The organism is Nocardia glycosmidis, assembly GCF_052545115.1.
Genome location: NZ_JBQWRH010000001.1, coordinates 444,113 through 468,507 on the forward strand (window position 1 = coordinate 444,113; position 24,395 = coordinate 468,507).

Consider the following 24,395-nt stretch of genomic DNA (forward strand, 5'->3'; position numbering starts at 1 on the left):
TCATGGATATGACTATCTCGTCCGTGCTGACAGCCCCGGCTGGACCGTCGGGCTCCGGGGAAGAGCGGTCGCGCTACTCGCTGGTGGTCTCCTCCGATCTCGAGCACCGCGTCGCGGCGCAGCGGCTGCGCTACGGCGTGTTCGCCAACGAGCCCGGCTTCCAGATCCCGGACGCCGGAACCGGACTCGACGCCGACCGCTTCGACGATCACTGCGACCACATGCTGGTGCGCGACGACGTCAGCGGCGAGTTCGTCGGCTGCTACCGAATGCTGCCGCCGGACAAGGTCGCCGCCGCGGGCGGGTACTACACGGCGACGGAATTCGATCTGGCCCAACTGGATCCGGCGGGCATGCGGATCGTGGAGATGGGCCGCGCCTGTGTGGTGCCCGACCATCGCAACGGGTCGGTGCTCACCCTCATGTGGGCGGGCATCCTGCACTACATCCAGCTCACCGGCTACGACTGGGTGATGGGTTGCGTGTCGGTGCCGATGCAGGACACCCCGGCCGACCAGCCCGGCGTGAACGTGCGTGGCGTGCGCGATATGCTGCTCGGCCGCCACGGCTGTGACCCGGAGCGCCGGGTGCATCCGCACAACCCGGTGATCGTCGACGGGAAGACGCTCGACGAGCTCACCCCACCGTCGCGCCCGAAGCTACCGCCGCTGGTGCGCGGCTACCTCCGGTTGGGCGCGGAGATCTGCGGCGAGCCCGCGCACGACCCCGATTTCGCGGTCGCCGATTTCGTCGTGCTGCTCGGCCTGGACACCATCAACACGCGCTACCTCAGCCGGTTACGGGACGCCGCCGCCACCTTCGACGGGGGACGGTGAGGACCGTGGTCTTCGACGCGCCGCCTGCTATGTCCGCTGCACACGCGTGGATGCCCTCCAGCCCCTGCGGTCCCGGCTGCCTGGATTCGATCGACAAGGTCGGCGCGGGACGGGTGGCCGCCCGGCTGGCCGGGGTCGCCGGACTACTGCTCAGCTACCCGGTCGCGCACATGACGACACCGTCCGCCCAGCGCGACCGGATCCAGCGGCGCTACGCGCGTCTGTTGCTCGGCTGTCTCGGCATGCGGCTGCGCATCGTCGACAACCGGGCGGCCGCGGACGAGCGCGGCGTCGCCGATGAGGGCGACGCTGCGTTCGCGCCGGGCGTGCCCGACCGCGGCGTGCTGGTCGTCACCGGTCATATCGGCTGGACCGATATCGTCGCGTTGGCCTCGGTCCAGCCGCTCGGCTTCGTGGCGCGCGCGGACATGCTGGACTGGCCGCTGATCGGCAAACTCGCGAAGCTGATGCGGGTCATCCCGATCGAGCGGGAACGGCTGCGCGAACTGCCCGGCGTGGTGACGACGGTCGGTGCCCGACTGGCCGCCGGCGAGCGGATCGCCGTATTCCCGGAGGGCACCACGTGGTGTGGCCGCGCCTACGGCACGATGCGGCCGGCGCTGTTCCAGGCTGCGGTGGACGCGGGCGTCCCCGTGCAGCCGGTGCGATTGCGGTATCTGGACCGCCACGGCGTGCCCTGCACCGTGCCCGGGTTCGTCGGTGTGGACTCCTTCGCCTCGTCCGCGCGACGGATACTGCGATCACGTGGGATGGTCGCCGAGGTGGTGCTCGAACCGGTCCAACAGCCCGGCTCGGATCGGCGTGATCTGGCCCGGCGCTGCGAGGCCGCGGTCCGCGGCGCGGAACGCTCACGGCACGGTGCGCTGGACGACACCGTGTGGATCAAGGCAGGGCACACCCGGGTGCAGGACCCGACCGTTGCGGTAGACACACCGGAGGTGCGGAGGCCGCGACGCCTCCGGTCACTGCGCGGTCGCCGCAGTACGGCCGCGCAGTAGCCACGTCCGCTGATCGGAGCGCGGCGCAAGATTCGGCCTCCTCCGCACTGCACCGCCTCCGGGCGCGCTGCTGTTCGACAGCGCCGACGATCGCGTCGCGGCGCTCACCGCCGAGGACCTGCAGGCGCGTATCTCGACCCTGGCCGCCCCGGAAGACCTCGACGAACTATTGAGGCGCCTGAAAATAGAACGGGCGCAGGGATACTCGGTTGCCTGAGCGGCGAACCTGAATCGAACATCTCACCGAGTGATCGGGCGGCGCACCGGCACGGGGACACATTGTGCCGGTGCACCATCCGCCACTCTCATTGACAACGGCGAAACCGCATGTGGGCCGGGTTCTGACGGTTCGAACGGTTCAGGCCGACCTCGCATTTCCCGCAAGGTGCTGACCAAGTGGTGCCATCTTCGTCGAGCACGGCGCACTGGGCCGAGGAGCCTACGACCAGCGGCCGCGATACGAGTACCTCCGATGAAACCGCCACCACGGCTACGGCAACCAGCTCCACGACCCGGCGGTCAGCTGTGCGCATTCGCACTCCTGGTGATACGCATCCGGTATTACCTCCACTGTGCCGTTGCCGCTGAAACTGAGATGACCGTCACAGGTGAGGTTTTGGCCGGAGGTTTTCGTGGGAATGCATGAGATAAGAGCCGATCTCGACGTGGTCGTGATCGGAGCTGGGTTCGCCGGACTCTACGCGGTGCATCGCGTTCGTAATGAGTTGAACTTGCGCGTGCGTGCTTTCGATGGTGCGTCGGACGTAGGCGGGGTATGGCACTGGAATCGGTACCCGGGTTGCCGGTGTGATATCGAGAGCATCCACTACTCGTACTCGTTCTCGGAAGAACTTCAGAGCGAGTGGAAGTGGAGTGAAAGGTACGCGGGTCAACCCGAGATTCTCGCCTACCTGAACCATGTCGCCGACCGCTTCGACCTCCGGCGCAGCATCCAGTTCAACACCCGGGTCACCTCGATGGTGTGGGATGAAGCCAACTCGCTGTGGAATGTTTCCACCGATGACGGTGTCACCCGAACAGCGCGGTTCATCATCTCTGGTGCGGGTAACGTCTCGATTCCCAAGGTCCCCGAATTCCCTGGTATCGAGAACTTTTCCGGACAGGTGTACGCGACTCATCGCTGGCCGCACGAAGGCGTGGACTTGGCCGGCAAGCGGGTCGGCGTCATCGGCACCGGTTCTTCGGGTATCCAGGTTATTTCCTCGATCGCGGAGGAAGTGTCCGAGCTGTATGTCTTCCAGCGCACCGCGAACTATGCGACCCCGCTGCGCAACCGGCCGACCGACCCGGCCGAGCAGGCCGACGTCATCGCAAGATACAGCGAGATCCGGAAGGCGGCGCGGAACAGTGTGATGGGTGTCACCTCCGCTCCGCCACACGGATCGGCGAAGCGGGCCGATCCAGTGGCGCGCCGCGCGGTCTTCGACGAACTGTACGAAGAGGGTGGCTTCTACTTCCTCCTCTCCAGCTACGACGATGTGATGATCGACGAGGATTCGAATGAAATCGCCGCAGAGTACATTCGTGAGCGGATAGCCGAGCGGGTCGAGAACCCGCAGATCGCCGAGCTGCTGACCCCGCGCGACCACCCGTACGGCACGAAGCGTCCGCCGCTGGAGACCGAATACTACGAGACCTTCAATCGCGAAAACGTGACGCTGGTGGATGTCAAGAGCCATCCGATCGAGAAGGTCACCTCGGCCGGCATCGTGACGGGTAACGCAACATATGAACTCGACGTGATAATTCTGGCCATGGGTTTCGATGCCTTTACCGGAGCCTTGCTGCGGATGGGGATCGTCGGTCGTGAAGGTCGACCGTTGGAGGATGAATGGAGGAACGGCCCTCGGACCTACCTGGGAATCGCCTCGGAGGGGTTTCCCAATTTTTTCATGATCACCGGACCGCATAGTGCGGTGGCCAATTACAACAACCCCCTGGCCATCGAAGACCACGTGAAATTCGCGACCGATGTGATCGAGTACATGATCGACAACGGTCACTCGGAGGTCGAGGCTACTCGCGCTGCCGAGGAAAATTGGCTCGAATTGATCGAGACTATGGTGGCGGCGTCGCTGTACCCCCGAGCGGACTCCTGGTATATGGGTGCGAATATTCCTGGAAAACCACGCTCGCCGTTGATCGGCTTCATCGGCGGCGCAGCGGAGTACCGCAGAATCTGCGCGGAAGTCGTCGAGAAAGGATATGACGGATTCGCTTTCACTGCCGTTCCGGCGAAGGAGTCGGTATGAAATCGGCGAATCCCTTTCGGCAGTGCTCGATTGTCCGGTTCCGACTCATTGATCCATTGCTCCGGCCGGCGGCCGGCTCGACAACGAAGGCGGCTTGAAATGAGCCTCGATCCCGATGCGCAGGAATTGGTGACAGCGCTCGCCGAACAATTGCCTGGACGGCTATCCGACCTGGGTGTGGATGGCGGACGCATGTTCCTCCGGAAACTTGCGGACCAGGCTCCGCCCGGGCGGGCAGTCCACGCGGTGACCGAGCGATCGATTCCCGGACCCGCCGGGTCTCTCGGCGTCCGGGTGTACCGGCCTTCGGCCCGGGACGACCTGCCGGTCCTGCTGTACTTCCACGGAGGAGGGTTTGTCCTGGGCGGGCTCGATGACGCGGACGGCGTATGCCGGGAGCTCGCTCTGCGCGTCGAATGCGTGGTCGTGTCCGTCGACTACCGTCTTGCGCCCGAGGCTCCCTTTCCGGCCGCTGTGGAGGACGGGTATGCCGCGCTCGAATGGGTAGCGTCCAATGGCGCCGACATCGGCGCGGACCCTGGCCGGATCGCCGTTGGCGGGGACAGCGCTGGCGCGCAACTCGCGGCGGGCGTCTGCATCGTGGCTCGGGAGGCCGGTGGGCCGCGGATCGCCCTGCAGCTGCTGGCCTATCCGGCCACGGAATACGACACCTCACGCCCGTCTTGGACGGACTACGCCGATGGGCCGCTGTTGACCACGGTCGACGCTCTCTGGTTCTGGGAGAAGTATCTCGGCGACGTGGAAAAATTCCGGTCGGATCCGCTGGTATTCCCGATGAACGCGGACTTGGCGAAGCTGCCACCGGCGTTCGTACTGACCGCCGAGCACGACCCGGTCCGGGACGGGGCCGAAGCCTACGCCGAGGCCTTGGCCGCGGCGGGAGTGGAAGTGCGGGCACAGCGGTACGACGGGGTGTTCCACGGCTTCTTCGCCATGGTGGGGTTGCTGACCAAGACGGAGACGGCGCTCGTCGACGCCGCCGACACGTTGCGGAAGTACCTCACGCAAGTTCGTGCCCGGGATATCTGAGTATGGACAACGGTCCGCCGGATAGGCCCGCCCCGTTGACGCCCGCCTTGCTGCGCCCTTATGTTTGTTGGATTGTTCGCCGGCTCCTTTTCAGGAGGCTCTATGGTCGTATACGGCCTCCGCATGCTCTTGAAGCGCCCCATCGAAATGCAGGAATTGATCGCGCGGCTCATGCGTGAAAGGGCGCTGCCTGTCGAATTTGTGTCCGGACGCACAGCAAGGCAGCGGCACGCCATGTTGACGCAGCCTGGCTGATCGGCAGGGATGACACATGGATCTGCGCTCGCTGCGCTATTTCGTTTTGGTCGCGGAAGAAGGCAGTGTGCACGCAGGAGCGCGCCGCGCGCTGATCGCTCAGCCGGCGCTGTCCGTAGCGCTGAAGGCGCTCGAACGAGAGATCGGCGCACGGCTGTTCGAACGCTCCTATCGCGGAATGGCGCTCACCACCGCCGGGGCAGCCCTTCTTCCTCGGGCCAGGCACATTCTGGAATGTGCCGAGGAGGCGAAGGCGGCCGTGAAATCGGCGGGAGCGGAAGATGGTCCGATCTTCACGATCGGACTCGTCGAGGGGCGGGTCGCGGCGGCCGAGATGACCGGTCCGATTCTGCATACCTTTCAGCGGCGCAACCCCGATGTTCGAATGAAAATCAAGCTTTTGAACTTCGTGGAACAGTTCGACTCTGTCCTGCACGGCGACGTAGATGTCGCGATTGTTCGCTCGCCGTACGACCATCCCGATCTCGGGATGGTCCCACTTTACCGGGAACCGTCTCTCCTGGCGGTCAGCCCGGACCATCCGCTCGCTCGAGAACACGAAGTCTCCATGGAGTCGGTGCTGCGCGAGCCGATGCTCGACTTTGTGCACGCGCCGCGGGGCTGGCGTGATTTCTGGAATCTGACCGAGCTTCGCAACGAAGCTTCCGGCCGGCTGATCGCGTCGCCCGCACTGGACTTGGCCGCCGTCAGCATGGAGATGGCGCGAAACCCGGTCGTGAATCCGATGAGCGCGAGCGCATGGCGGCTGAGCGGCTACGGGGAGCAAACGCTGCGCGCCGTTCGCCTGGTCGAAGCCCAGTACAGCGTGGCCGGTGTGGGCTATCGGCGGGGGAACGGGAATGCCAGGGTGCGGTCGTTCGTGTCCGTCGCCCAGACCATCGCGAACCAGCTCGTGAGTCTCATCCCGGATTGCGAGCTGGTTGTCGCGGAAGCTGAGGCATAACCGCGGCCGCAATCCCCAGCTCGATCAGTCGGCTGAGCTCGCGGCGGGGCTCGCGGTAGTCGGTCAACTCGCAGAGGTGTTGACACATTGCTGCATACCGATCCTCGTCCGGCCTGCGTACCGGCGCGGCTGTGTCGGTCCTGAATTGGCGTCGGTCCTGAATTGGCTCACGATTTTCAGTGTGGATGGCGCGTGATCAGTGGATGCGCCGGTTCGGGGTGGGCGGGGGCCGTGAGTGTGAGGTGAGTTACAGGCGTGATGTGGGTGGAGTGTCGTACTCTGTCGGTGCAGCTGGTTCGCCAGCGACCTGGATGTCGGGAGTCCCCGCTCGGTCGCCGGTATCGGCATCTCGCGCCGTGTGGCGTTCGAGGTGGCGAGGGGAACCCGGTGGAATCCGGGGTTGTCCCGCAGCGGTAAGCAGGAACGAACGCCGTCAACAGTACTGGGCACGGATGTGTCCGGGAAGCGATGGTCAGTAGCTGGCAGCGGGGGTCCCCGGCCGGTGCCTGTGAGTCCGAAGACCTGAAGCTGTGCCGGGCGCACCGTGTCCGGCGGTCGTCGCCTCATGGATCGGGCGCGCGCCGACTCCGTCCCGAATAGTGTTGTTCGAGTTCGGGACTCGTGGTTGAGCGCCGCCAGGGTGACGGCCGTTCCTGCCATCCGACGGAGAACACATCGTGGCCGAATCCACTCCCACCGCTCGTTCGGTGAATACCCAATCTCTCGGTGAGCTCGATCCCGAGTTGACCGCCGCGATGGCGGGTGAGCTCGCCCGTCAACGTGACACCCTCGAGATGATCGCCTCGGAGAACTTCGTGCCGCGCGCGGTGCTGCAGGCGCAGGGCAGCGTGCTCACCAACAAGTACGCCGAAGGTTACCCGGGACGGCGTTATTACGGCGGGTGCGAGCACGTCGACGTGGTGGAGAACCTGGCGCGCGACCGCGCGAAAGAGCTGTTCGGCGCGGAATTCGCCAACGTGCAACCGCATTCCGGCGCGCAAGCGAACGCCGCGGTGCTGATGTCGCTGATGGAACCGGGCGACAAACTGCTCGGCCTCGACCTCGCGCACGGCGGTCACCTCACGCACGGCATGCGCCTGAACTTCTCCGGCAAGCTCTACGAGGTGCACTCCTACGGGGTCAGCAAGGAAGACCACCGCATCGACATGGACGAGGTGCGTGACATCGCCAAAGCGTCGCAACCGAAGGTGATCGTCGCAGGCTGGTCGGCCTATCCGCGTCATCAGGACTTCGCGACCTTCCGCGAGATCGCCGACGAGGTCGGCGCCTACCTATGGGTAGACATGGCGCACTTCGCCGGTCTGGTCGCCGCGGGCCTGCACCCCTCGCCGGTGCCCTACGCCGATGTCGTGTCCTCGACCGTGCACAAGACTTTGGGCGGCCCCCGCTCCGGCCTGATCCTGGCCAAGCAGGAATTCGCCGAGAGGATCAACTCGGCGGTGTTCCCCGGTCAGCAGGGGGGTCCGCACATGCACGTGATCGCTGCCAAGGCCGCCGCGTTCAAGATCGCCGCGACCGAGGAGTTCTGCGATCGTCAGCAGCGCACGCTGTCGGGTGCCCGCATTCTGGCCGAGCGTCTGACCGGCGCCGATGTCGAAGAAAAGGGTGTGTCGGTGCTGACTGGCGGCACCGATGTGCACCTGGTGCTGGTCGACTTGCGCAACTGCGAGCTCGACGGCAGGCAGGGCGAAGACCTGCTGCACGAGATCGGTATCACGGTGAATCGCAACGCCGTTCCGTTCGACCCGCGTCCGCCGATGGTCACTTCGGGTCTGCGCATCGGCACCGCGGCCTTGGCCACCCGTGGCTTCGGTGACACCGAGTTCACCGAGGTGGCTGAGATCATTGCCGCCGCTGTGGCGGGCACCTCCGATGTGGAGACCCTGCGTGGGCGGGTCTGCGAGCTGGCCCGCAGCGTCCCGCTCTACCAGGGCCTCGAAGACTGGAAGCTCGTCTCACCACCGGTCGGCCGGTGGGCGCCCGCCACGGGTGGGCGCCCCGCGGTGCGGGTTCGGCGCGGGCCCAGGAGCAGAAGTAGGACAACGACCGCTTCGCGACGACCTGGTTGCGGTGAGACCACAGGCAGCGTAGGGCATTCGGTGACGCAGAGCCTGCGTAGGCAGAAAGGCGCGGGTGTGCCGTTCTCGGTGGAGTTCAATCCGCCACGTGACATCGCAGGCGAAGCCCGGCTGTGGCAGGCGGTGCGCGAGTTCGAGCGCATGCACCCGGCATTCGTGTCGATGACCTACGGCGCGGGCGGGTCCACCAGGGACCGCACCCTGCGTATCGCCGGCGAGCTGGCACAGGAGACGACACTGCTGCCGGTGGCGCATCTGACCGCGGTAGGCCACAGCGTGGCCGAGTTGCGTTCGCTGGTCGGTTCCTACGCTGATTCCGGGATCCGGAATCTGCTGGTGCTGCGCGGTGATCCGCCGGGGGATCCTCTCGGACCGTGGACGCGACACCCCGACGGGGTCGACTATGCCGAGGAATTGGTGCGTATCGTACGGGATCTGGGTGATTTCCACGTCGGTGTGGCGTCGTTCCCGCAGGGACACCACCGCTCGCCGGACCTGGACCACGATACGAAGTTCCTGGTGGCCAAACTCCGTGCGGGTGCGGAGTATTCGATCACGCAGATGTTCTTCGACGTCGAGCACTATCTGCGATTGCGAGATCGGGTCGCTGCGCTGGACCCGGCCGAGGCGAGCAAGCCGATCATTCCGGAGCTGATGCCGATCACCTCATTGCGGACGGTAGCTCGTGCCGAGCAACTGTGTGGTCGGCCACTGCCCGAACCGGTGATTGCCCGTTTGCACCGGGCCGCGGGAACCGGTCCGGAGGAGGACCAGGCCGCTGTACGCGCCGAGGGCATCGCGATCGCAACGGAGATGGCGCAACGCCTGATCCGCGAAGGTGCGCCGTGCCTGCACTTCATCACACTCAACTTCGCCAAGGCGACCGGTGAGGTGCTGACCAACCTGGGCTATCAAGTCGGGGAAGCGCCGCTGCCTGCGCGGTGACCGACTCCACGATCGTGCATCGAGCCCGTGGCCGCCGGCGAATCCGTGCTGGTGGCCACGGACCCCGCGGCCGCGTCGCTCAGGCTCGCGTCGGGGTCGATATGAAGACGTGCCGGAGGTCTCGGTCACTCCGATCCGGCGATCGTGGTCGATGTCTACGCCAGCGTCTACGAGGATGCCGGGGAATCGGCCGTCGAGGCGGTGTCGGCCCTGGTTCCGCGCGGGGCTGGATGATAGGTCGACCACAATGTGACCGCATCGAACATGTGAGCGATTCAGCGGGCAGGCGCGACGGAACGAATGCGCATGTCGGGGCCGGCACCGTGGGCGGGAATAACCGGCTGCCCGTGACAGCTATCCTTTACTGGTCATGAAGTCGGCTTTTTCGGGTCCGGTCAACGGTGCGCCCCAGACGGTCTACCTCGATCACGCGGCTACCACACCGATGTTGCCCGCGGTCATCGAGGCGATGACGGCTGCCCTGCGCACTACAGGTAACGCGTCGTCGCTGCACGGCTCCGGTCGCGCCGCGCGCAGGGCGCTGGAGGAGGCGCGCGAGTCGATCGCGGCCGATCTGGGGGCCCGGCCTTCGGAGGTGATCTTCACCTCCGGCGGCACCGAGAGCGACAACCTGGCGGTCAAGGGCATCTTCTGGGCGCGCCGCGATGCCGAGCCGCGCCGCAACCGGATCATTGCCGGCGCGATCGAGCATCACGCGGTGATCGACGCCGTGGAGTGGTTGCAACAGCATGAGGGCGCGGACGTCACCTGGCTGCCGGTGGACGCCGAGGGTGTCGTCACGCCCGAGGTACTGCGTGCCGCGCTCGCCGCGAATCCTGACGATGTCGCGCTGGTCACCGTCATGTGGGCGAACAACGAGGTCGGCGCCATCCAGCCGATCGGCGAACTCGCCGCGGTTGCCCAGGAATTCGGGGTGCCGATGCACAGCGACGCCGTGCAGGCCGCCGCTCAGCTGCCGATCGATTTCGCGGCCAGCGGGCTGTCCGCGGCGAGCTTCGGCGGACACAAGGTCGGTGGCCCGCACGGTGCGGGCGTGCTGCTGCTGGGCAGGCAGGTGCCGTGTGTCCCACTGCTGCACGGCGGCGGGCACGAGCGCGACCTGCGCTCGGGGACCGCGGACACGCCGGCGGCCGTCGGGCTGGCCGCCGCGCTGCATCAGACCGTAGCCGAATTGCCCACGCGCACAGCTGAATTAGCTGCAATGCGGGATGCGCTGATCGAGGGTATCCGCACGGCGGTCCCGGACATGGTGCTCAACGGCCCCGTCGGCGAGCGGCGCCTGCCCGGCAACGTGCACGTCACTTTTCCCGGGTGCGAAGGGGATTCGCTGCTGCTGCTGCTGGATGCGGCCGGGATCGAATGCTCGACCGGCTCGGCGTGCACCGCGGGCGTCGCCACACCGAGCCACGTGCTGATCGCCATGGGTGTCGAACCGCGAGAAGCGCGCGGATCCCTGCGCTTCTCGTTGGGACACACCTCGACCCACGCCGACATCGACACGGTGCTGGGTGTACTGCCGCAGGTAGTGGAGCGGGCCAGGGTCGCGGGTCTGGCCGGTGCGCGAGGAGGTGTCTGATGCGGGTACTCGCCGCGATGAGCGGTGGTGTGGATTCGGCCGTGGCGGCGGCGCGTGCCGTCGACGCCGGTCACGAGGTGGTCGGCGTGCATCTGGCGCTGTCGGCGACACCGGGCACATTGCGCACCGGGTCGCGCGGCTGCTGTTCGAAGGAGGACGCCGGTGACGCCAGGCGCGCCGCCGACCTGCTCGGCATCCCGTTCTACGTCTGGGATTTCGCCGATCGGTTCAAAGAGGACGTGATCGACGATTTCGTGGCCGCCTACGCGGCGGGCGAGACGCCGAATCCGTGCCTGCGCTGCAACGAGAAGATCAAGTTCGCCGCGCTCGCCGACCGCGCGGTGGCGCTCGGCTTCGACGCGGTTGCCACTGGCCATTACGCGCGTCTGGACAACGGCGTGCTGCGCCGCGCCGTCGACGCCGACAAGGACCAGTCCTACGTGCTGGCCGTGCTGACCGCCCAGCAGCTCTCGCGCGCGATGTTCCCCGTGGGTGACACGCCCAAGCCGCAGATCCGCGCCGAGGCCGCCGAGCGCGGGCTCGCTGTCGCGAACAAGCCGGACAGCCACGACATCTGTTTCATCCCGTCCGGCGATACCCGCGCCTTCCTCGGCGCGAAGATCGGCATCCGGCCCGGTGCGGTCGTCGATTCCGATGGCCAGGTACTCGGGCAGCACGAGGGCGTGCACGGGTTCACCGTCGGCCAGCGCAAGGGTCTCGGTTTGCCGGGCCCCGCCGCTGACGGCAAGCCGCGGTATGTGACCGACATCGACCCCGATTCCGGCACGGTCCGCGTCGGTTCGGCCGACGACCTGCGCGTCTGGACGGTCGAGGCGGAGCGCGCCATCTGGACGTCGGGTTCGGCGCCCGCGGGCCCGATCGAATGCGTGGCACAGGTTCGCGCGCACGGCGGCACCGCGCCGGCGGTGGCCGAGGCGGTGGATGGCGGATTGGTCGTGCGCCTGCGTGCGTCGCTGACCGGCGTCGCGCGGGGCCAGGCCGTGGTGCTCTACCGCCCGGATCCGGAGGGCGACGAGGTGATCGGTAGCGGGACCATCTCCGGTACGGCGCGGGAGCCGGTCCAGAACGAAGCGGGGTCTGCGGCGGCGCGGTGACCCGGATCGGCTGCGGCACGCTGGACCTGCGGTGTTGTCGCTCGACCTGGCCGCCGGTTCGGTGACCAGCAGGCCGATCTGCTCGCTGAAGTCGGTGTAGGCCGGTGATGGCGGAATCGAACGGACGGAGTACAGCAGCGGTGCAGGAGACCGGCGCGGATAACGTGGCACAAGACGGCGGGGCGGACACGATGACCGCGCCGGCGCGGATATCGGGAGGCATCGCCACCGGAGTCGGCTCCTGGCCGGGCGCCGATGCGCGGGAAGCCGCCGCGACCATTGTCGGCGAACTCGGTGACCTGCCACACCTGGTGGAACTGCCGGATCGCGGCGCGGGCGCGGATCTGATCGGGCGCGCCTCCGCGCTGTTGGTCGACTTGCGTTTCGACACCACACCGCGGGGCTACCGGCTCGCACCGCGCCCGGGGGCGGTCTCGCGGCGGGCCCATGACCTGTTGCGCACCGATCTGGACGCGCTCGAGGAAGCGTGGGAGAACGCCGGCTTGTCCGGCCGCGACCGCCTGGTCAAGGTGCAGGCGGCGGGCCCGCTGACCTTGGCCGCCCAGCTGGAGCTACCCGGCGGCCATCGCGTGCTCACCGATTCCGGTGCGGTGCGGGACCTTTCGGAGTCGTTGGCCGAGGGGCTGGCCCAGCATGTCGCCGAGGTGCGTAAGCGGCTCGGCGCACAGGTCATCCTGCAACTGGACGAACCGTCGTCGACCGCGGTGCTCGACGGCTCGCTGCGGGGCGTGAGCGTGCTGAACACCGTGCGCGCACTGCCCGAGCCGGAAGCGCTCGCCGTGCTGGACACCGTCATCACCGGCCAGCCCGCCCCGGTGCTCGTGCACAGCTGCGCCGAACCGCCCGCGCTGGGTTTGCTACGCCGCAGCGCCGCCGCCGCGATCGGTTTCGACCTGAACACGATCGGCACGCGCGAACTCGACGAAATCGGGGAAACCCTCGAGGCCGGCAAGCAATTGGTGCTCGGCATCGTGCCGACTCGCGTCCCGGACACCCGCGTGACCTGGCGCGATTACGCAGAGCCGGGTGTCCGGCTGATCGACCGGCTCGGCTTCGCCCGTAGAACCCTGGCGCAGCGCGTGGCGGTCAGTCCCGCCTGCGGTTTGGGGGGCGGCTCGCTGGAGTGGGGTCGCCGCGCTCTCCGCTTGGCCAACGATGTCGCGCGGGCGTACGCCGAAGAGCCGGAAGAGCTTTCGTTCGCCTGAGGATGACGATCAGCTTGTCGTCATCGTCGTGCCACCGATGGACGATGGCTATGCAGATCCCGTGTGCCGAGGTCAACGGCTCAGCGGGACCGAGATAGTAGGCATCGAGTTCTTTGCTGTCTGGTGCGAGCGTGCCCGGCACGTATCCATAGTTGGCCAGGTAGCGAAATCCGCACGTCGGGTGGTGGCTGCCATAAGGCCGGTCGAAGGTCAGGTTCACCGTCCGGTTCAGGAACTGGCGTGCCAGCGCGAGCGATGTCGATTCCTCGATTGGCCCCGGTCGGTCGTCGTCCGAGACTAGCGGCCTGGGCGAATATGGCTAGGCGTGTTGTGGTGGTGTGCACACCGCACGACAGGTGGAGCGGGCCGCTCGGTCGGCGGTGCTCGGCGGCGGGCGGGCAGGAACGAACCGCCCGGATTTCCGGTTGTTCAGGGCAGCGACGTGCGGGAACGTGGCGGTGGGCTGTCGGTGGGCTCGGCTAATGTGCGATGCGTGAGTGACAGCGACGATGCGGCGCCCCCGGCGACGCCGGAACAGCGGGTGGAGTGGCGGCAGCTCGCGGACGAGGTGCGCGAGCACCAGTTCCGCTACTACGTGCGGGATGCGCCGATCATCTCCGACGGAGAGTTCGACGCGTTGTTGCGGCGGTTGCAAGCCATGGAGGACGAACATCCCGACTTGCGCGCACCCGATTCGCCGACCCAGCTCGTCGGTGGCGGGTTCGCGACCGATTTCACCGCGGTCGACCATCTCGAGCGGATGCTGTCGCTGGACAACGTATTCGATATCGACGCGCTGCGCGCCTGGTCCGCCCGGGTAGAGGCGGAAACCGGTCCCGATCTGCATTACCTCTGCGAAGTGAAGATCGACGGCGTCGCGTTGAACCTCGTCTATCAGAACGGGCGCCTGGTCCGCGGGGCCACCCGAGGCGACGGGCGCACCGGCGAAGATGTGACGCTCAATGCCCGCACCATCGACGACATCCCCGGGGAGCTGACGCCCAGCGACGAGTTCCCGATCCCGGAGCTGCTCGAGGTACGCGGCGAGGTGTACTTCCGGCTGGCGGATTTCGAGACGCTCAACGCCGCCATCGTGGCCGAGGGTAAGCCGCCGTACGCCAACCCACGCAACACCGCCGCCGGTTCGCTGCGGCAGAAGGACCCATCGGTCACCGCGCGGCGCAGGCTGCGGATGATCTGCCACGGTTTCGGTCGGATGGAGGGCTACGCGCCGACCGCGCAGTACGACGCGTACCGCGCGCTCGCGGCGTGGGGCCTGCCCGTATCCGAGCACACCAGGCGGGTGCAGGGCATCGACGCGGTGATCGAGCGGGTCGCCTACTGGGGCGAGCACCGCCACGATATCGAGCACGAGATCGACGGCCAGGTGATCAAGGTCGACGAGACCGCGTTGCAGCGCCGGCTCGGCGCCACCTCGCGCGCTCCGCGCTGGGCGATCGCCTATAAGTACCCGCCCGAAGAGGCGACGACCAAGCTGCGGGACATTCAGGTGAACGTCGGCCGCACCGGCCGGGTCACGCCGTTCGCGGTGATGGAACCGGTGTCCGTCGCGGGGTCCACGGTCGCGATGGCCACTCTGCACAATGCCGCCGAGGTCAAGCGCAAGGGCGTGCTGATCGGTGACACGGTCACCATCCGCAAGGCGGGCGACGTGATCCCCGAGGTACTCGGCCCGGTGGTGGACGCGCGCCCCGCGGACGCGCGCGAGTTCGTCATGCCGACGCATTGTCCGGAATGCGGCACCGAACTGCGGCCGGAGAAGGAGGGGGACGCCGATATCCGCTGCCCGAACCAGCAGTACTGTCCGGCTCAGCTGCGTGAGCGCGTCTACCACGTGGCGGGCCGCGGCGCGTTCGACATCGAGGCGCTGGGTTACGAGGGCGCGATCGACCTGCTGAAGTCCGGTGCGATCACCGACGAGGGCGACCTGTTCGATCTCGATGCAGCGGCGCTGCTGCGCACCTCGCTGTATGCCAACAAGGACGGCAGCCTGTCCGCGAACGGCAAACGCCTGCTGGAAAACCTGACCGCCGCCAAGGACCGGCCGCTGTGGCGGGTTCTGGTCGGCCTGTCCATCCGGCATGTCGGCCCGACCGCGGCGCGCGCGCTGGCCGCCGAGTTCGGCGGCCTGGATCGCATCCAGGAGGCATCGGTCGAGGAGCTGGCCGCCGCGGACGGCGTCGGCCCGACCATCGCGGCCGCCGTGTCGGAATGGTTCACTGTCGACTGGCATCGCGCGGTGGTGGCGAAGTGGCGCGCCGCGGGCGTGCGGATGGCGGATGAGCGCGACGAGTCCATCGAACGCACACTCACGGGTCTGTCCATTGTGGTGACCGGTTCGCTGCAGGGGTTCACCCGCGACGGCGCGAAGGAGGCGATTCTGCTGCGCGGCGGCAAGGCCGCGGCCTCGGTGTCGAAGAAGACCGCCTTCGTGGTGGTCGGCGATGCGCCGGGGTCCAAGGCCGCCAAGGCGGAGGAACTCGGGGTGCCGATCCTGGACGAGGACGGGTTCCGGCGGCTGCTGGAGAGCGGACCGGAGGCGGTGGCGCCGGAGACGGCCGCCGAAGATGCTGCGGCCGAGGAGTGATCGGCGCTTGACCTGAAGATACGTTGAGGTATGAGGATCGAGCGGTAGGCGACTACCAGGAGGTCCTCATGTTCAGTTCGACCGCTCTGATCACCGGCGCCTCGGCCGGATTCGGCTCGGCGCTCGCGCGGGCGCTGATCGGGCAGGGGTGGCAGGTGCTCGGGACCGCGCGGCGCGCGGACCGGCTGGCGGCGGTGGCCGCCGAGCTGGGACCGGCGTTCGTCGCGATTCCCGGCGATGTCACCGACCCGGCCCACCGGGCGCGGCTGGCCGACACGGCACGCGGCGCGGGCGAACTCGGTCTGGTGGTGAACAATGCCAGCAGGCTCGGGCCGAGTCCCCTGGCACGTCTCGCGGACTATCCGATCGATGAGTTCGAGCAGGTGCTCGGCACGAATGTCGTTGCGCCGCTGGCAATCCTGCAGTTCACGTTGCCCCTGCTCGGTCCGGGCGGCACCGTGGTGAACATCAGCTCCGACGCCGCGGTGGAACCGTATCCCGAGTGGGGCGGATACGGATCATCGAAGGCCGCGCTCGATCAACTCACCGCGGTTCTCGGTGCCGAGCGTCCGGAGCTATCGATCTACGCGTTCGACCCTGGCGATATGCGCACCGAGATGCATCAGGCGGCGTTCCCCGGCGTCGACATCTCGGATCGGCCACAACCGGAGACGGTGGTGCCCGCCCTGCTGCGACTGCTGGCGGAGAAACCCAAGAGCGGGCGTTACACCGCGGCGGACTTCACGGTCGGGCGGGTGTGATGACGACGCAGACCGATCGGCTGTCCATCGTCGCGCCCCGGGAGCGCGCCGCCGCCGCCCCGCCCGAGGCGCGCGGCCTGGCACGGGACGAGGTCCGGCTCCTCGTCGCCGGCGCCGAGCTGGCCCACGCCAGGTTCCGCGAGCTGCCGGATCAGCTGCGCCCGGGCGATCTGGTAGTGGTCAACAATTCGGCGACCATGTGCGCGGCAGTCGACGCCACGCTGGACGGCGAGCCGGTCGTGTTGCACTTCTCCACCTGGTTGGACGACGGCCGCTGGGTAGTGGAAGTGCGCACTACGCAGCGCACTCCCTATCCGGCGCAGCGACTTACGCCCGGAACCGCGCTGCACGTGCCGGGCGCCGCGGCAATTCTGCGCGGACCGTGGTTGCCGGGTGCGCAACGGCTTTGGGTCGCCGACATCAGCACCGACGTGCCGCGATTGCTGGCCGCGTACGGGCGGCCGATCACGTATTCCTATGTGCCGCACCGGTGGTCGGCGTCCTATTACGCGACGGTGTTCGGCCGGGTCCCGGGCAGCGCGGAAATGCCCAGTGCGGCACGGCCTTTCACTGAGCGACTGGTGCTGGATCTGATCGCCTCGGGCATCGCCTTCACGCCGATCACCCTGCACACGGGAGTTTCCTCCGCGGAGTCGGGGGAGCCGCCGAGCCCGGAAAGGTTCGTCGTCCCCACCGCCACGGCGAGGCTGGTGAACACCACCAAAGCCGCTGGTGGACGCGTTGTCGCGGTCGGCACAACGGTGACGCGCGCGCTGGAGACCGCGGCCGATCCCTCCGGTCAGGTGCACGCGGCCGACGGCTGGACCGATCTCGTGCTCGGGGCCGACCGAACGGCTCGGGTCGTCGACGGACTGATCACCGGATGGCACGCACCCGGCGCGTCACACCTGGATCTTTTGGTCGCCGTCGCGGGCGAGCAAAAAGTCGCCGCGGTCTACGCCGTTGCGGTGGATGCCGGTTATCTGTGGCACGAGTTCGGCGACAGCGCTTTGCTGTTCGGCGCAGGTACGTAGCTCAGCTCACCGTCACGGTGGTACCCAGCTGGCCCGCGATCTCGAACCGTCCGCAGCGGCCGCTGCTCAAGTCGAGCTTCTGGGTGATCAGCTTCCCGCGGCGATCCTTGAATGTGGCCTCGGCGGACACGTCGGCGGTCGCGCTCGAGCACACCTTCGACACCACGCCGGGCGGGTCGTAGCTGACCGTCCCTGCGCCCTGACAGGTGTTCGTACTGTTGGCCAGAAACACGCGTGCGGTGCCATCCGGGCACTGGGCGGCGATCGCGTCCGGTGCCGCGACCACCAACGAGCCCAGCGTGAGCGCGGCAGCGACCGAGCTTCCAACCACAAGACGGCGAACCGTCGGTTCCATCGTGACCCTCATCCCATCGAACATCTTCGGCAGTACGCCGCAGCACTCCGACCGCGGCGTGCAGGCATGCTAACCCGGTATCACCGCGTTTGTCCCGGGGTAGGTGCGCGCTACCGGAGGGCGCTACTGTCAGGCCAGCAGCTCGTCTACGGCGAGCTCGGTGCCCGCATAGTGCACCGGGATGCGGTCGCCGGGCCGGTACTCCTTGCGCGTCCGGTACCCGGTGTCGGTCGGTTCGGTGTGCTCGTAGATGACTGTCTTGGTGACTACCCAGTAAGCCGAGTATCCGGCGCGCCCATACAGTTTCGCCTTGACGCTGAGGTCTTGCATCACCGTCTCGTCGGAGATTTCGATGACCAGGAGAACGTCGGACGGGTCCCACACGGCGATTTTCGAACCGATCGAATCGATCTGATCTGCCTCGGCGCGCAGAACCCAGCAATCAGGGTCCGGCAACGACTGGGCGGTGGGTAATGTCTCGCTGGTCACCTCGACACCGTCGGTCGGAAGCTTCCGCGCGATGCGGAACACCGCTCGGCCGTGCCAAGAACCGATCACCACCGGCCATACCTCCCCCTCGATGAGTTCGACGCGATGGTCGAACGCGCCCGCCTCCCACGCGCGCAGGAACTCGCTGCGCGTCCAGCGGTAGGCGATCGAGGCCCCGGTCATGCGATCAGAGTACCGTGCCGCCGAGCGCCTGGTCATCGGTCGCAGACTTGTTCTGCCAGGTTGCATGATCCGCGCTCCGCGCCCAGGTGCGGTTCGCGGGTGGGCGGATCGGTGTGCGTGGTTGCGGGCGCGCGTCCTGCGCGCGATCGAAAATCGCCCACGGATCGCGGGGGCCACCGGCCTGGTGTCGCCGCATCGGGGCGCAGCCGGAAGTATGGCGGCATGCTGCGCAGTTTTCAGGTGACCAATCACAGATCGCTGGCCGACGAGCAGGAGTTACGGCTCACCAAAGGAAGCGGGCCGGTGGCCGTGCCGGTGACCGCCGTTCACGGCGGCGCCGCGGCGGGTAAGACGAACCTGATCGACGCGCTCGCGCAGATGCGGGACGCGGTCTTGCACTCGGTCACCGGATGGGACCCGTACGCGGGCCCTGTGCGGGCGCCCCATCTCGGATTCCCTGATCGGCCTTCGGAATTCGTAGCCGCGTTCGTCGCCGAGGGCGTGCCGTACACCTACGGGTTCCGGCTGGACAATGCCGACGTGAGCGCGGAGTGGTTGCACACTCACCCGCGCTCGCGTAAGCGAATCGTGTTCGAGCGCAGCGGCGAACAGATCAAGATCGGCCCGATGTTCGACGCGGCGCGTTACGGCATCGCCGCGCTGGTGCCGTTGGTCCGTCCGAACGCCCTGCTGCTCAGCCTCGCCGGGCAGATGTACTCCGACGCGCTCGTGCCCGCCTACCGATGGTTCGAATCCATGCTCGAGGTGCAGCACGGTCCCGCCGACCCGGATGGCGTCGCCCACCGGCTGGGCAGCCACCTGTCCCGGTCGCCGGAGAACGCGGCCCGGCTACTGACGCTGCTGCGGACCGCCGAACTCGGCATCGCCGATCTGCTGATCGCCGAGAACGACCCGATGTACGCCGACTATCTGCGCGAACTGGACGCCGACATCGCCGCGCTGGGCAAACAGGTCGAGCTGTGCGCGACCTCGCCGGGCTACGCCGACCAGCTATTGCGCGGCACCGGCGTCCTGCTCGACCGTGAGCTGACCAACCTGCGTGCCGCGCGCGACGCCCTGTACGCGCGCATGGTGGCCCGGCGCGGCGTGGGCCTGCGCCTGGTCCACGACGGCGTCCCCAACTCGTTCGAGATCGGCGACGAATCGTCGGCGACGCTGTCGCTGCTGCGGGTGTTACCGGCCATGCTCGACGCGCTGGACGCGGGCCGCGTCCTCGCCGTCGACGACATCGGCGCGCGGCTGCCCGCCGCGGAGATCGACCGGCTGATCCAGCTGTTCCAGAATCCGCAGACCAATTCCCATGGCGCGCAGCTGATCTGCACCACTGACAACCGGGCGCTCATCGACCGCGGCAACGGGCGCTCGCTACATACCCGCAGCTCGGTCTGGCAGGTCCGCCGCACCGGTCACGGCACCAGTGAGCTCGCGCCGGTGTAGCACGCACCTAGCATGGGGCCATGCTGGAGATCGCCTCGCTGGTAATCCTGACCGCGGTGCTGGCGTCACTGATCGTCTTCGCCCTGCGCGGGCGCACGGGTGCCCGGCCGACGAACCCGGAGCAGGGGACGCTCTACATCACCGGGGTGAGTCCACGGCCCGACGTTCCCGGCGAACAGTATGTGACCATCACTGGCGAACTGACGGGCCCGTCGGTGCCCGGCACGGTCGTCTACGGCCGCTTCACCTCGGATACCAGTTCCTGGCCGGAGATCGGCGATCTGCTCACCGTGGTCTATCCGGCGGGCAAACCCGAACGGTGGCAGATCTCTCGGCCCGGCTGAGCGTGGGGTGGACATTGCCGGATACCGGAACGGCTCGATGGCCGCGCCAGATGTGGGTCGGGGGACCAGCGGGACCTGGCGTAGTTCCTGTTACGGCCGGTGGCATCATGCCGGGTATGGATGTGCGAGACACCGGCGTCGTCGTCCGGGAGGCGCGGCCGCAGGAGTACGCCACGGTCGGCGAGCTGACGGTGGAGGTCTACGTCGGTGAGGGTTATATCCGCGCGAGCAGCCCGTATGTGGACGAGTTGGCCGATCCGGCCCGTCGCGCGGCCTCGGCCCGGATCCTCGTAGCCACGCACGCCGATCGGATAATCGGCTCCCTGACCCTCGCCCGTCCCGGTAGCACCTACGCGGAGACCGCGCTGCCGGGTGAGCTGGAGTTGCGCATGCTCGTCGTGGCGAAGGCGGCGCGTGGTCTCGGCGCCGGAACGGCGTTGGTGCGCACCGTGATCGACTCCGCTCGTGCCGAAGGATTCGCCGCCGTGGCCCTGACGACGATGCCCGCGATGGTCGAGGCCCGCCGGATCTACGACCGCCTCGGCTTCCTTCCCGTTCCCAGCCGCGACTGGCAGACCAGCTTCGGCGACCCGCTGCACGTCTTGCGGCTATCGCTCGACCCGGATGGTCGAGAATTCGCGGACCGATCCGCCGCCATCCGCTGATCGCGGAGCGTGCTGGGCGTTCGGGCCGAGGTACCTGCCTCCGCTTATCTGCCTCCGTTGCGGAGACCGTCCCGCCGGACGCGGACTACTTCTCGAAGTTCGCGCGGCAAGCCGCGGCGACTACGAAGTGCGGTGGCCCGATCCGGCGAGCGGTGGCCCCGCGCACTACCCGAGGACGGTCGCGACGATCCCCGCGAGGTAGCCGAGCCGGGCCACCTCGGACGGGCGGAAGTCGGGGCCGCCCGGCCGACCGAGCAGCAGCACCTTGCCGGTGTTGCCGAGCGGTGCGGCAGCCAGTTTGGTGTCCATATCGCGCCAGATCTGCGGCACCCAGTCGGCCTCGGGATCGAGCACGGTGGGCTTCTCCAACGGCATCCACGGTGCCGAACCCGCCTGCGTCTGCGGCGCGCTCGGGCTTCCGACCAATCGGTAGGCGCCCTGCGGGCCGATGTCTATGATCGTGCTCCAGCCGACGCGCAGCACTCGTGGCACACCATCGACCAGTATCTGCAGCCGATCGTCCCGCGCGGCGGCGACATGATCGATGAGTTCGAGTTCGCGGTGGGTGTCGAGGACGCCGGAATAGGGTCGGATCGAGTCCACGTGGACGTCGGCGATCGATTCCGCGGCGGTGATCAAGGTGTCGGGCAGTGCGCCGGCGGGCACTTCGACGACGAGATCGTCGACGGCGTAGCCGGCGCCGCGCTCCACCACATCCAGCGACAGGATGTCCGCGCCGACGGAGCCCAGTGCGAGGGCGAGTGCGCCGAGGCTTCCCGGTCGATCCGGAAGTTGCACGCGGAGCAAGTACGACACGTGCGTTCCTTTCCTTGGGCGGCCGAGGTTCTGAACGGATACCCGGGCAACGCAATATTTACACCCCGATCGCCCGGTTATCGAGTCGAAGCTCGGCCAGTGACGTACGCCACTGGGCAAATTCGCGCGGCAGCGGCGTGTCGGGCTTTCGGGAATCGGTGTCGCGACACGGCCCGCTTGTCAGGTGCTGCTGAGGCGGGATCGCGCGGTCGACCAGAGAATCGGGTGCCGATAGAAGATCGTGGTTGGTGACCACGCGGCTGTCTTGCCTTCGCTCGGCTCGGCGCGGGCGGCGCGGGGACCGCGTCCGGCTGCGCCTAAGCTGTGGGGTTGTGTGTACATGACACGCAACAGCGTGTCCTGTACACAACGCCGTCTGTTGTGAGCGGAGCGGTGTGAACTGTTGAAACCGAAGCCGAAAGGGGTCCCGCGGTGCCCGCCATCTCCCGCGACGAGGTCGCACACCTCGCCCGGCTGTCCCGGCTCGCCCTGTCCGATGCCGAGCTGGATCAGTTCGCCGGACAGCTGGATTCGATCCTGAGCCACGTGCGGACCATCTCCGAGGTCGCCGCTGCCGACGTCCCGGCCACCGCGTCACCGAATCCGGCGACCAACGTGACCCGTCCCGACGAGGTGGTGCCCGGGCTGACGCCGCATGAGGCGCTGTCCGGCGCGCCCGCGGTGGACGAGCAGCGGTTCATGGTGCCGCAGATCCTGGGAGAGGGCGAATGACCGACCTGACGACGCTCACGGCGGCCGAGCTGGCCGACAAGATCCACAGCGGCGCGCTGTCCTCGGTGGAGGTGACCCAGGCGCATCTGGATCGGATCGCCGCGGTCGACGGTGAGTATCACGCCTTCCTGCACGTCGCGGCGGAGCAGGCGCTGGCGGCCGCGGCCGAGGTGGACGCCGCGATCGGTTCGGGCGCCGCGCCCGCCTCGCCGCTGGCGGGAGTTCCGTTGGCGCTCAAGGACGTATTCACCACCACGGACATGCCGACCACCTGCGCATCGAAGATTCTCGAGGGTTGGGTGTCGCCCTATGACGCGACGGTCACCGCGAAACTGCGCGCCGCCGGAATTCCGATCCTGGGCAAGACCAACATGGATGAGTTCGCGATGGGCTCTTCCACCGAGAACTCTGCCTACGGCCCGACCCGCAACCCGTGGGACACCACGCGCATCCCGGGTGGCTCGGGTGGCGGTTCCGCGGCCGCGCTGGCCTCGAACCAGGCGCCGCTGGCCATCGGCACCGACACCGGCGGGTCGATCCGCCAGCCCGCCGCTGTCACCGCGACCGTCGGCACCAAGCCGACCTACGGGACGGTGTCGCGCTTCGGTCTGGTCGCCTGTGCGTCGTCGCTGGACCAGGGCGGTCCTTGTGGCCGGACGGTGCTGGACACCGCGCTGCTGCACGAGGTGATCGCCGGCTACGATCCGCGCGATTCCACGTCCCGCGATGTGCCGGTGCCGCCGGTGGTCGCGGCCGCCCGCGCGGGGGCGCTCGGCGACCTGCGTGGGGTGAAAGTCGGTGTGGTGAAGGAGTTGCACTCCGACAGCTATCAGCCGGGTGTGCTCGCCTCGTTCGATGCCGCGGTGGCGGTGCTGAAAGATCTCGGCGCCGAGGTGATCGAGGTGTCGTGTCCGCACTTCGAATACGGGCTGGCGTCCTACTACCTGGTGATGCCGTCGGAGGTGTCGTCGAACCTGGCGCGATTCGACGCCATGCGCTACGGCCTGCGCGTCGCCGACGACGGGCAACACAGCGCCGAGCAGGTGATGGCGGCCACGCGTGCGGCCGGATTCGGCCCGGAAGTCAAGCGGCGCATCATGATCGGGACCTACGCGCTGTCGGCGGGGTATTACGACGCCTACTACGGCCAGGCGCTCAAGGTGCGCACGCTCATCGCCCGCGACTTCGACAACGCGTACGAGCAGGTCGACGTGCTCGTCTCGCCGACGAGCCCGTTCACCCCGTGGAAGCTGGGCGAGAAGGTCGATGACCCGCTGGCCATGTACCTGTCGGACCTGTGCACCCTGCCCACCAACCTGGCCGGGCACCCGGCCATGTCGGTCCCGTCGGGCCTGAGCCAGGACGACGGTATGCCCGTCGGTCTCCAGATCATGGCCCCCGCTCTCGCCGACGACCGCCTCTACCGGGTGGGCGCCGCCTACGAAGCCGCGCGAGGTCCCATCGTCTGACGCGCCGGCCTCGCGGTGCCGTCCGGTTCCCCGCTCCGTAGGGATGGCGACGAGCTGAACGGCTCCGCGAGGCGCGGCGAAGCACGGGTATCCGCGTGCATG

At 67.8% G+C, this 24,395-nt stretch carries 21 protein-coding genes, 1 pseudogene and 1 riboswitch; of the genes and pseudogenes, 18 read left to right on the top strand and 4 right to left on the bottom strand.

Annotated features, from left to right (window positions below; genetic code table 11):
- Positions 1 to 8 precede the first annotated feature (8 nt).
- From ACT86A_RS01985 to ACT86A_RS02030, 10 genes and pseudogenes are all read left to right on the top strand, one after another.
- Positions 9 to 836, top strand: coding sequence for a GNAT family N-acetyltransferase (locus ACT86A_RS01985; RefSeq protein ID WP_445090212.1), 828 nt, complete (start codon positions 9 to 11; stop codon positions 834 to 836).
- Complete coding sequence (locus ACT86A_RS01990) at positions 833 to 1,855, top strand: lysophospholipid acyltransferase family protein (RefSeq protein ID WP_445090213.1); 1,023 nt, start codon at positions 833 to 835, stop codon at positions 1,853 to 1,855. The genes ACT86A_RS01985 and ACT86A_RS01990 overlap by 4 nt, the downstream gene beginning before the upstream one ends.
- Positions 1,856 to 2,493: 638 nt before the next feature.
- Complete coding sequence (locus tag ACT86A_RS01995; protein ID WP_445090214.1) at positions 2,494 to 4,128, top strand: flavin-containing monooxygenase; 1,635 nt, start codon at positions 2,494 to 2,496, stop codon at positions 4,126 to 4,128.
- A 99-nt stretch (positions 4,129 to 4,227) separates the two neighbouring features.
- Positions 4,228 to 5,178 (top strand): LipP1 family hormone-sensitive lipase, encoded by a 951-nt coding sequence (gene lipP1 / locus ACT86A_RS02000; protein WP_445090215.1) that lies wholly within the window; start codon positions 4,228 to 4,230, stop codon positions 5,176 to 5,178.
- A 271-nt stretch (positions 5,179 to 5,449) separates the two neighbouring features.
- Positions 5,450 to 6,397, top strand: coding sequence for a LysR family transcriptional regulator (locus ACT86A_RS02005; RefSeq protein ID WP_445090216.1), 948 nt, complete (start codon positions 5,450 to 5,452; stop codon positions 6,395 to 6,397).
- A 378-nt stretch (positions 6,398 to 6,775) separates the two neighbouring features.
- Positions 6,776 to 6,920, top strand: a riboswitch (cobalamin riboswitch).
- Positions 6,921 to 7,074: 154 nt separating this feature from the next.
- A pseudogene (gene glyA, locus ACT86A_RS02010) lies at positions 7,075 to 8,373 on the top strand (serine hydroxymethyltransferase); the annotation flags it as partial.
- Between the two features lie 192 nt (positions 8,374 to 8,565).
- Positions 8,566 to 9,441: a methylenetetrahydrofolate reductase gene (locus ACT86A_RS02015; protein ID WP_445090322.1), complete on the top strand. Its 876-nt coding sequence runs from the start codon at positions 8,566 to 8,568 to the stop codon at positions 9,439 to 9,441.
- Between the two features lie 370 nt (positions 9,442 to 9,811).
- Positions 9,812 to 11,038, top strand: a complete 1,227-nt coding sequence (locus ACT86A_RS02020) for a cysteine desulfurase family protein (protein ID WP_445090217.1) — start codon at positions 9,812 to 9,814, stop codon at positions 11,036 to 11,038.
- A complete protein-coding gene (gene mnmA / locus ACT86A_RS02025; protein ID WP_445090218.1) occupies positions 11,038 to 12,153 on the top strand; it encodes a tRNA 2-thiouridine(34) synthase MnmA in 1,116 nt (371 codons plus the stop codon). The genes ACT86A_RS02020 and mnmA overlap by 1 nt, the downstream gene beginning before the upstream one ends.
- 191 nt (positions 12,154 to 12,344) lie before the next feature.
- A complete protein-coding gene (locus tag ACT86A_RS02030; protein WP_445090323.1) occupies positions 12,345 to 13,379 on the top strand; it encodes a methionine synthase in 1,035 nt (344 codons plus the stop codon).
- Here ACT86A_RS02030 and ACT86A_RS02035 read toward each other — a convergent pair.
- On the bottom strand, positions 13,261 to 13,599 hold the full coding sequence (locus ACT86A_RS02035) for an inorganic diphosphatase (protein WP_445090219.1): 339 nt from the start codon (positions 13,597 to 13,599) through the stop codon (positions 13,261 to 13,263). The two genes, ACT86A_RS02030 and ACT86A_RS02035, sit on opposite strands and share 119 nt — an antisense overlap.
- A 273-nt stretch (positions 13,600 to 13,872) precedes the next feature.
- Between ACT86A_RS02035 and ligA the strand changes: the two genes are divergently transcribed.
- The 3 genes from ligA to ACT86A_RS02050 all read left to right on the top strand — a co-directional run bounded on the left by ligA (position 13,873) and on the right by ACT86A_RS02050 (position 17,782).
- Positions 13,873 to 15,987 (top strand): NAD-dependent DNA ligase LigA, encoded by a 2,115-nt coding sequence (ligA, locus tag ACT86A_RS02040; RefSeq protein WP_445090220.1) that lies wholly within the window; start codon positions 13,873 to 13,875, stop codon positions 15,985 to 15,987.
- 68 nt (positions 15,988 to 16,055) lie between these two features.
- On the top strand, positions 16,056 to 16,748 hold the full coding sequence (locus ACT86A_RS02045) for an SDR family NAD(P)-dependent oxidoreductase (protein WP_445090221.1): 693 nt from the start codon (positions 16,056 to 16,058) through the stop codon (positions 16,746 to 16,748).
- Positions 16,748 to 17,782 (top strand): S-adenosylmethionine:tRNA ribosyltransferase-isomerase, encoded by a 1,035-nt coding sequence (locus tag ACT86A_RS02050; RefSeq protein ID WP_445090222.1) that lies wholly within the window; start codon positions 16,748 to 16,750, stop codon positions 17,780 to 17,782. The genes ACT86A_RS02045 and ACT86A_RS02050 overlap by 1 nt, the downstream gene beginning before the upstream one ends.
- Position 17,783: 1 nt before the next feature.
- Here ACT86A_RS02050 and ACT86A_RS02055 read toward each other — a convergent pair whose 3' ends face one another.
- Entirely contained in the window at positions 17,784 to 18,137 is a 354-nt protein-coding gene (locus tag ACT86A_RS02055; protein ID WP_445090223.1) for a hypothetical protein, read from the bottom strand.
- A gap of 129 nt (positions 18,138 to 18,266) precedes the next feature.
- On the bottom strand, positions 18,267 to 18,809 hold the full coding sequence (locus ACT86A_RS02060) for a Uma2 family endonuclease (protein ID WP_445090224.1): 543 nt from the start codon (positions 18,807 to 18,809) through the stop codon (positions 18,267 to 18,269).
- Between the two features lie 222 nt (positions 18,810 to 19,031).
- Between ACT86A_RS02060 and ACT86A_RS02065 the strand changes: the two genes are divergently transcribed.
- From ACT86A_RS02065 to ACT86A_RS02075, 3 genes are all read left to right on the top strand, one after another.
- The gene (locus tag ACT86A_RS02065; protein ID WP_445090225.1) at positions 19,032 to 20,267 is read left to right on the top strand and encodes an AAA family ATPase; all 1,236 of its coding nucleotides are present in this window, start codon (positions 19,032 to 19,034) and stop codon (positions 20,265 to 20,267) included.
- A gap of 20 nt (positions 20,268 to 20,287) precedes the next feature.
- The gene (locus tag ACT86A_RS02070) at positions 20,288 to 20,611 is read left to right on the top strand and encodes a hypothetical protein (RefSeq protein ID WP_445090226.1); all 324 of its coding nucleotides are present in this window, start codon (positions 20,288 to 20,290) and stop codon (positions 20,609 to 20,611) included.
- A 116-nt stretch (positions 20,612 to 20,727) separates the two neighbouring features.
- Entirely contained in the window at positions 20,728 to 21,276 is a 549-nt protein-coding gene (locus ACT86A_RS02075) for a GNAT family N-acetyltransferase (protein ID WP_445090227.1), read from the top strand.
- 165 nt (positions 21,277 to 21,441) lie between these two features.
- Here the strand turns inward: ACT86A_RS02075 and ACT86A_RS02080 are convergent, their stop codons facing one another.
- Complete coding sequence (locus ACT86A_RS02080) at positions 21,442 to 22,092, bottom strand: ACT domain-containing protein (protein WP_445090228.1); 651 nt, start codon at positions 22,090 to 22,092, stop codon at positions 21,442 to 21,444.
- 432 nt (positions 22,093 to 22,524) lie between these two features.
- Here ACT86A_RS02080 and gatC point away from each other — a divergent pair, with 432 nt between their 5' ends.
- Entirely contained in the window at positions 22,525 to 22,824 is a 300-nt protein-coding gene (gene gatC, locus ACT86A_RS02085) for an Asp-tRNA(Asn)/Glu-tRNA(Gln) amidotransferase subunit GatC (RefSeq protein ID WP_195128219.1), read from the top strand.
- Positions 22,821 to 24,293, top strand: a complete 1,473-nt coding sequence (gatA, locus tag ACT86A_RS02090) for an Asp-tRNA(Asn)/Glu-tRNA(Gln) amidotransferase subunit GatA (RefSeq protein ID WP_445090229.1) — start codon at positions 22,821 to 22,823, stop codon at positions 24,291 to 24,293. Before gatC ends, gatA begins: the two co-directional genes overlap by 4 nt.
- Positions 24,294 to 24,395: the final 102 nt, after the last annotated feature.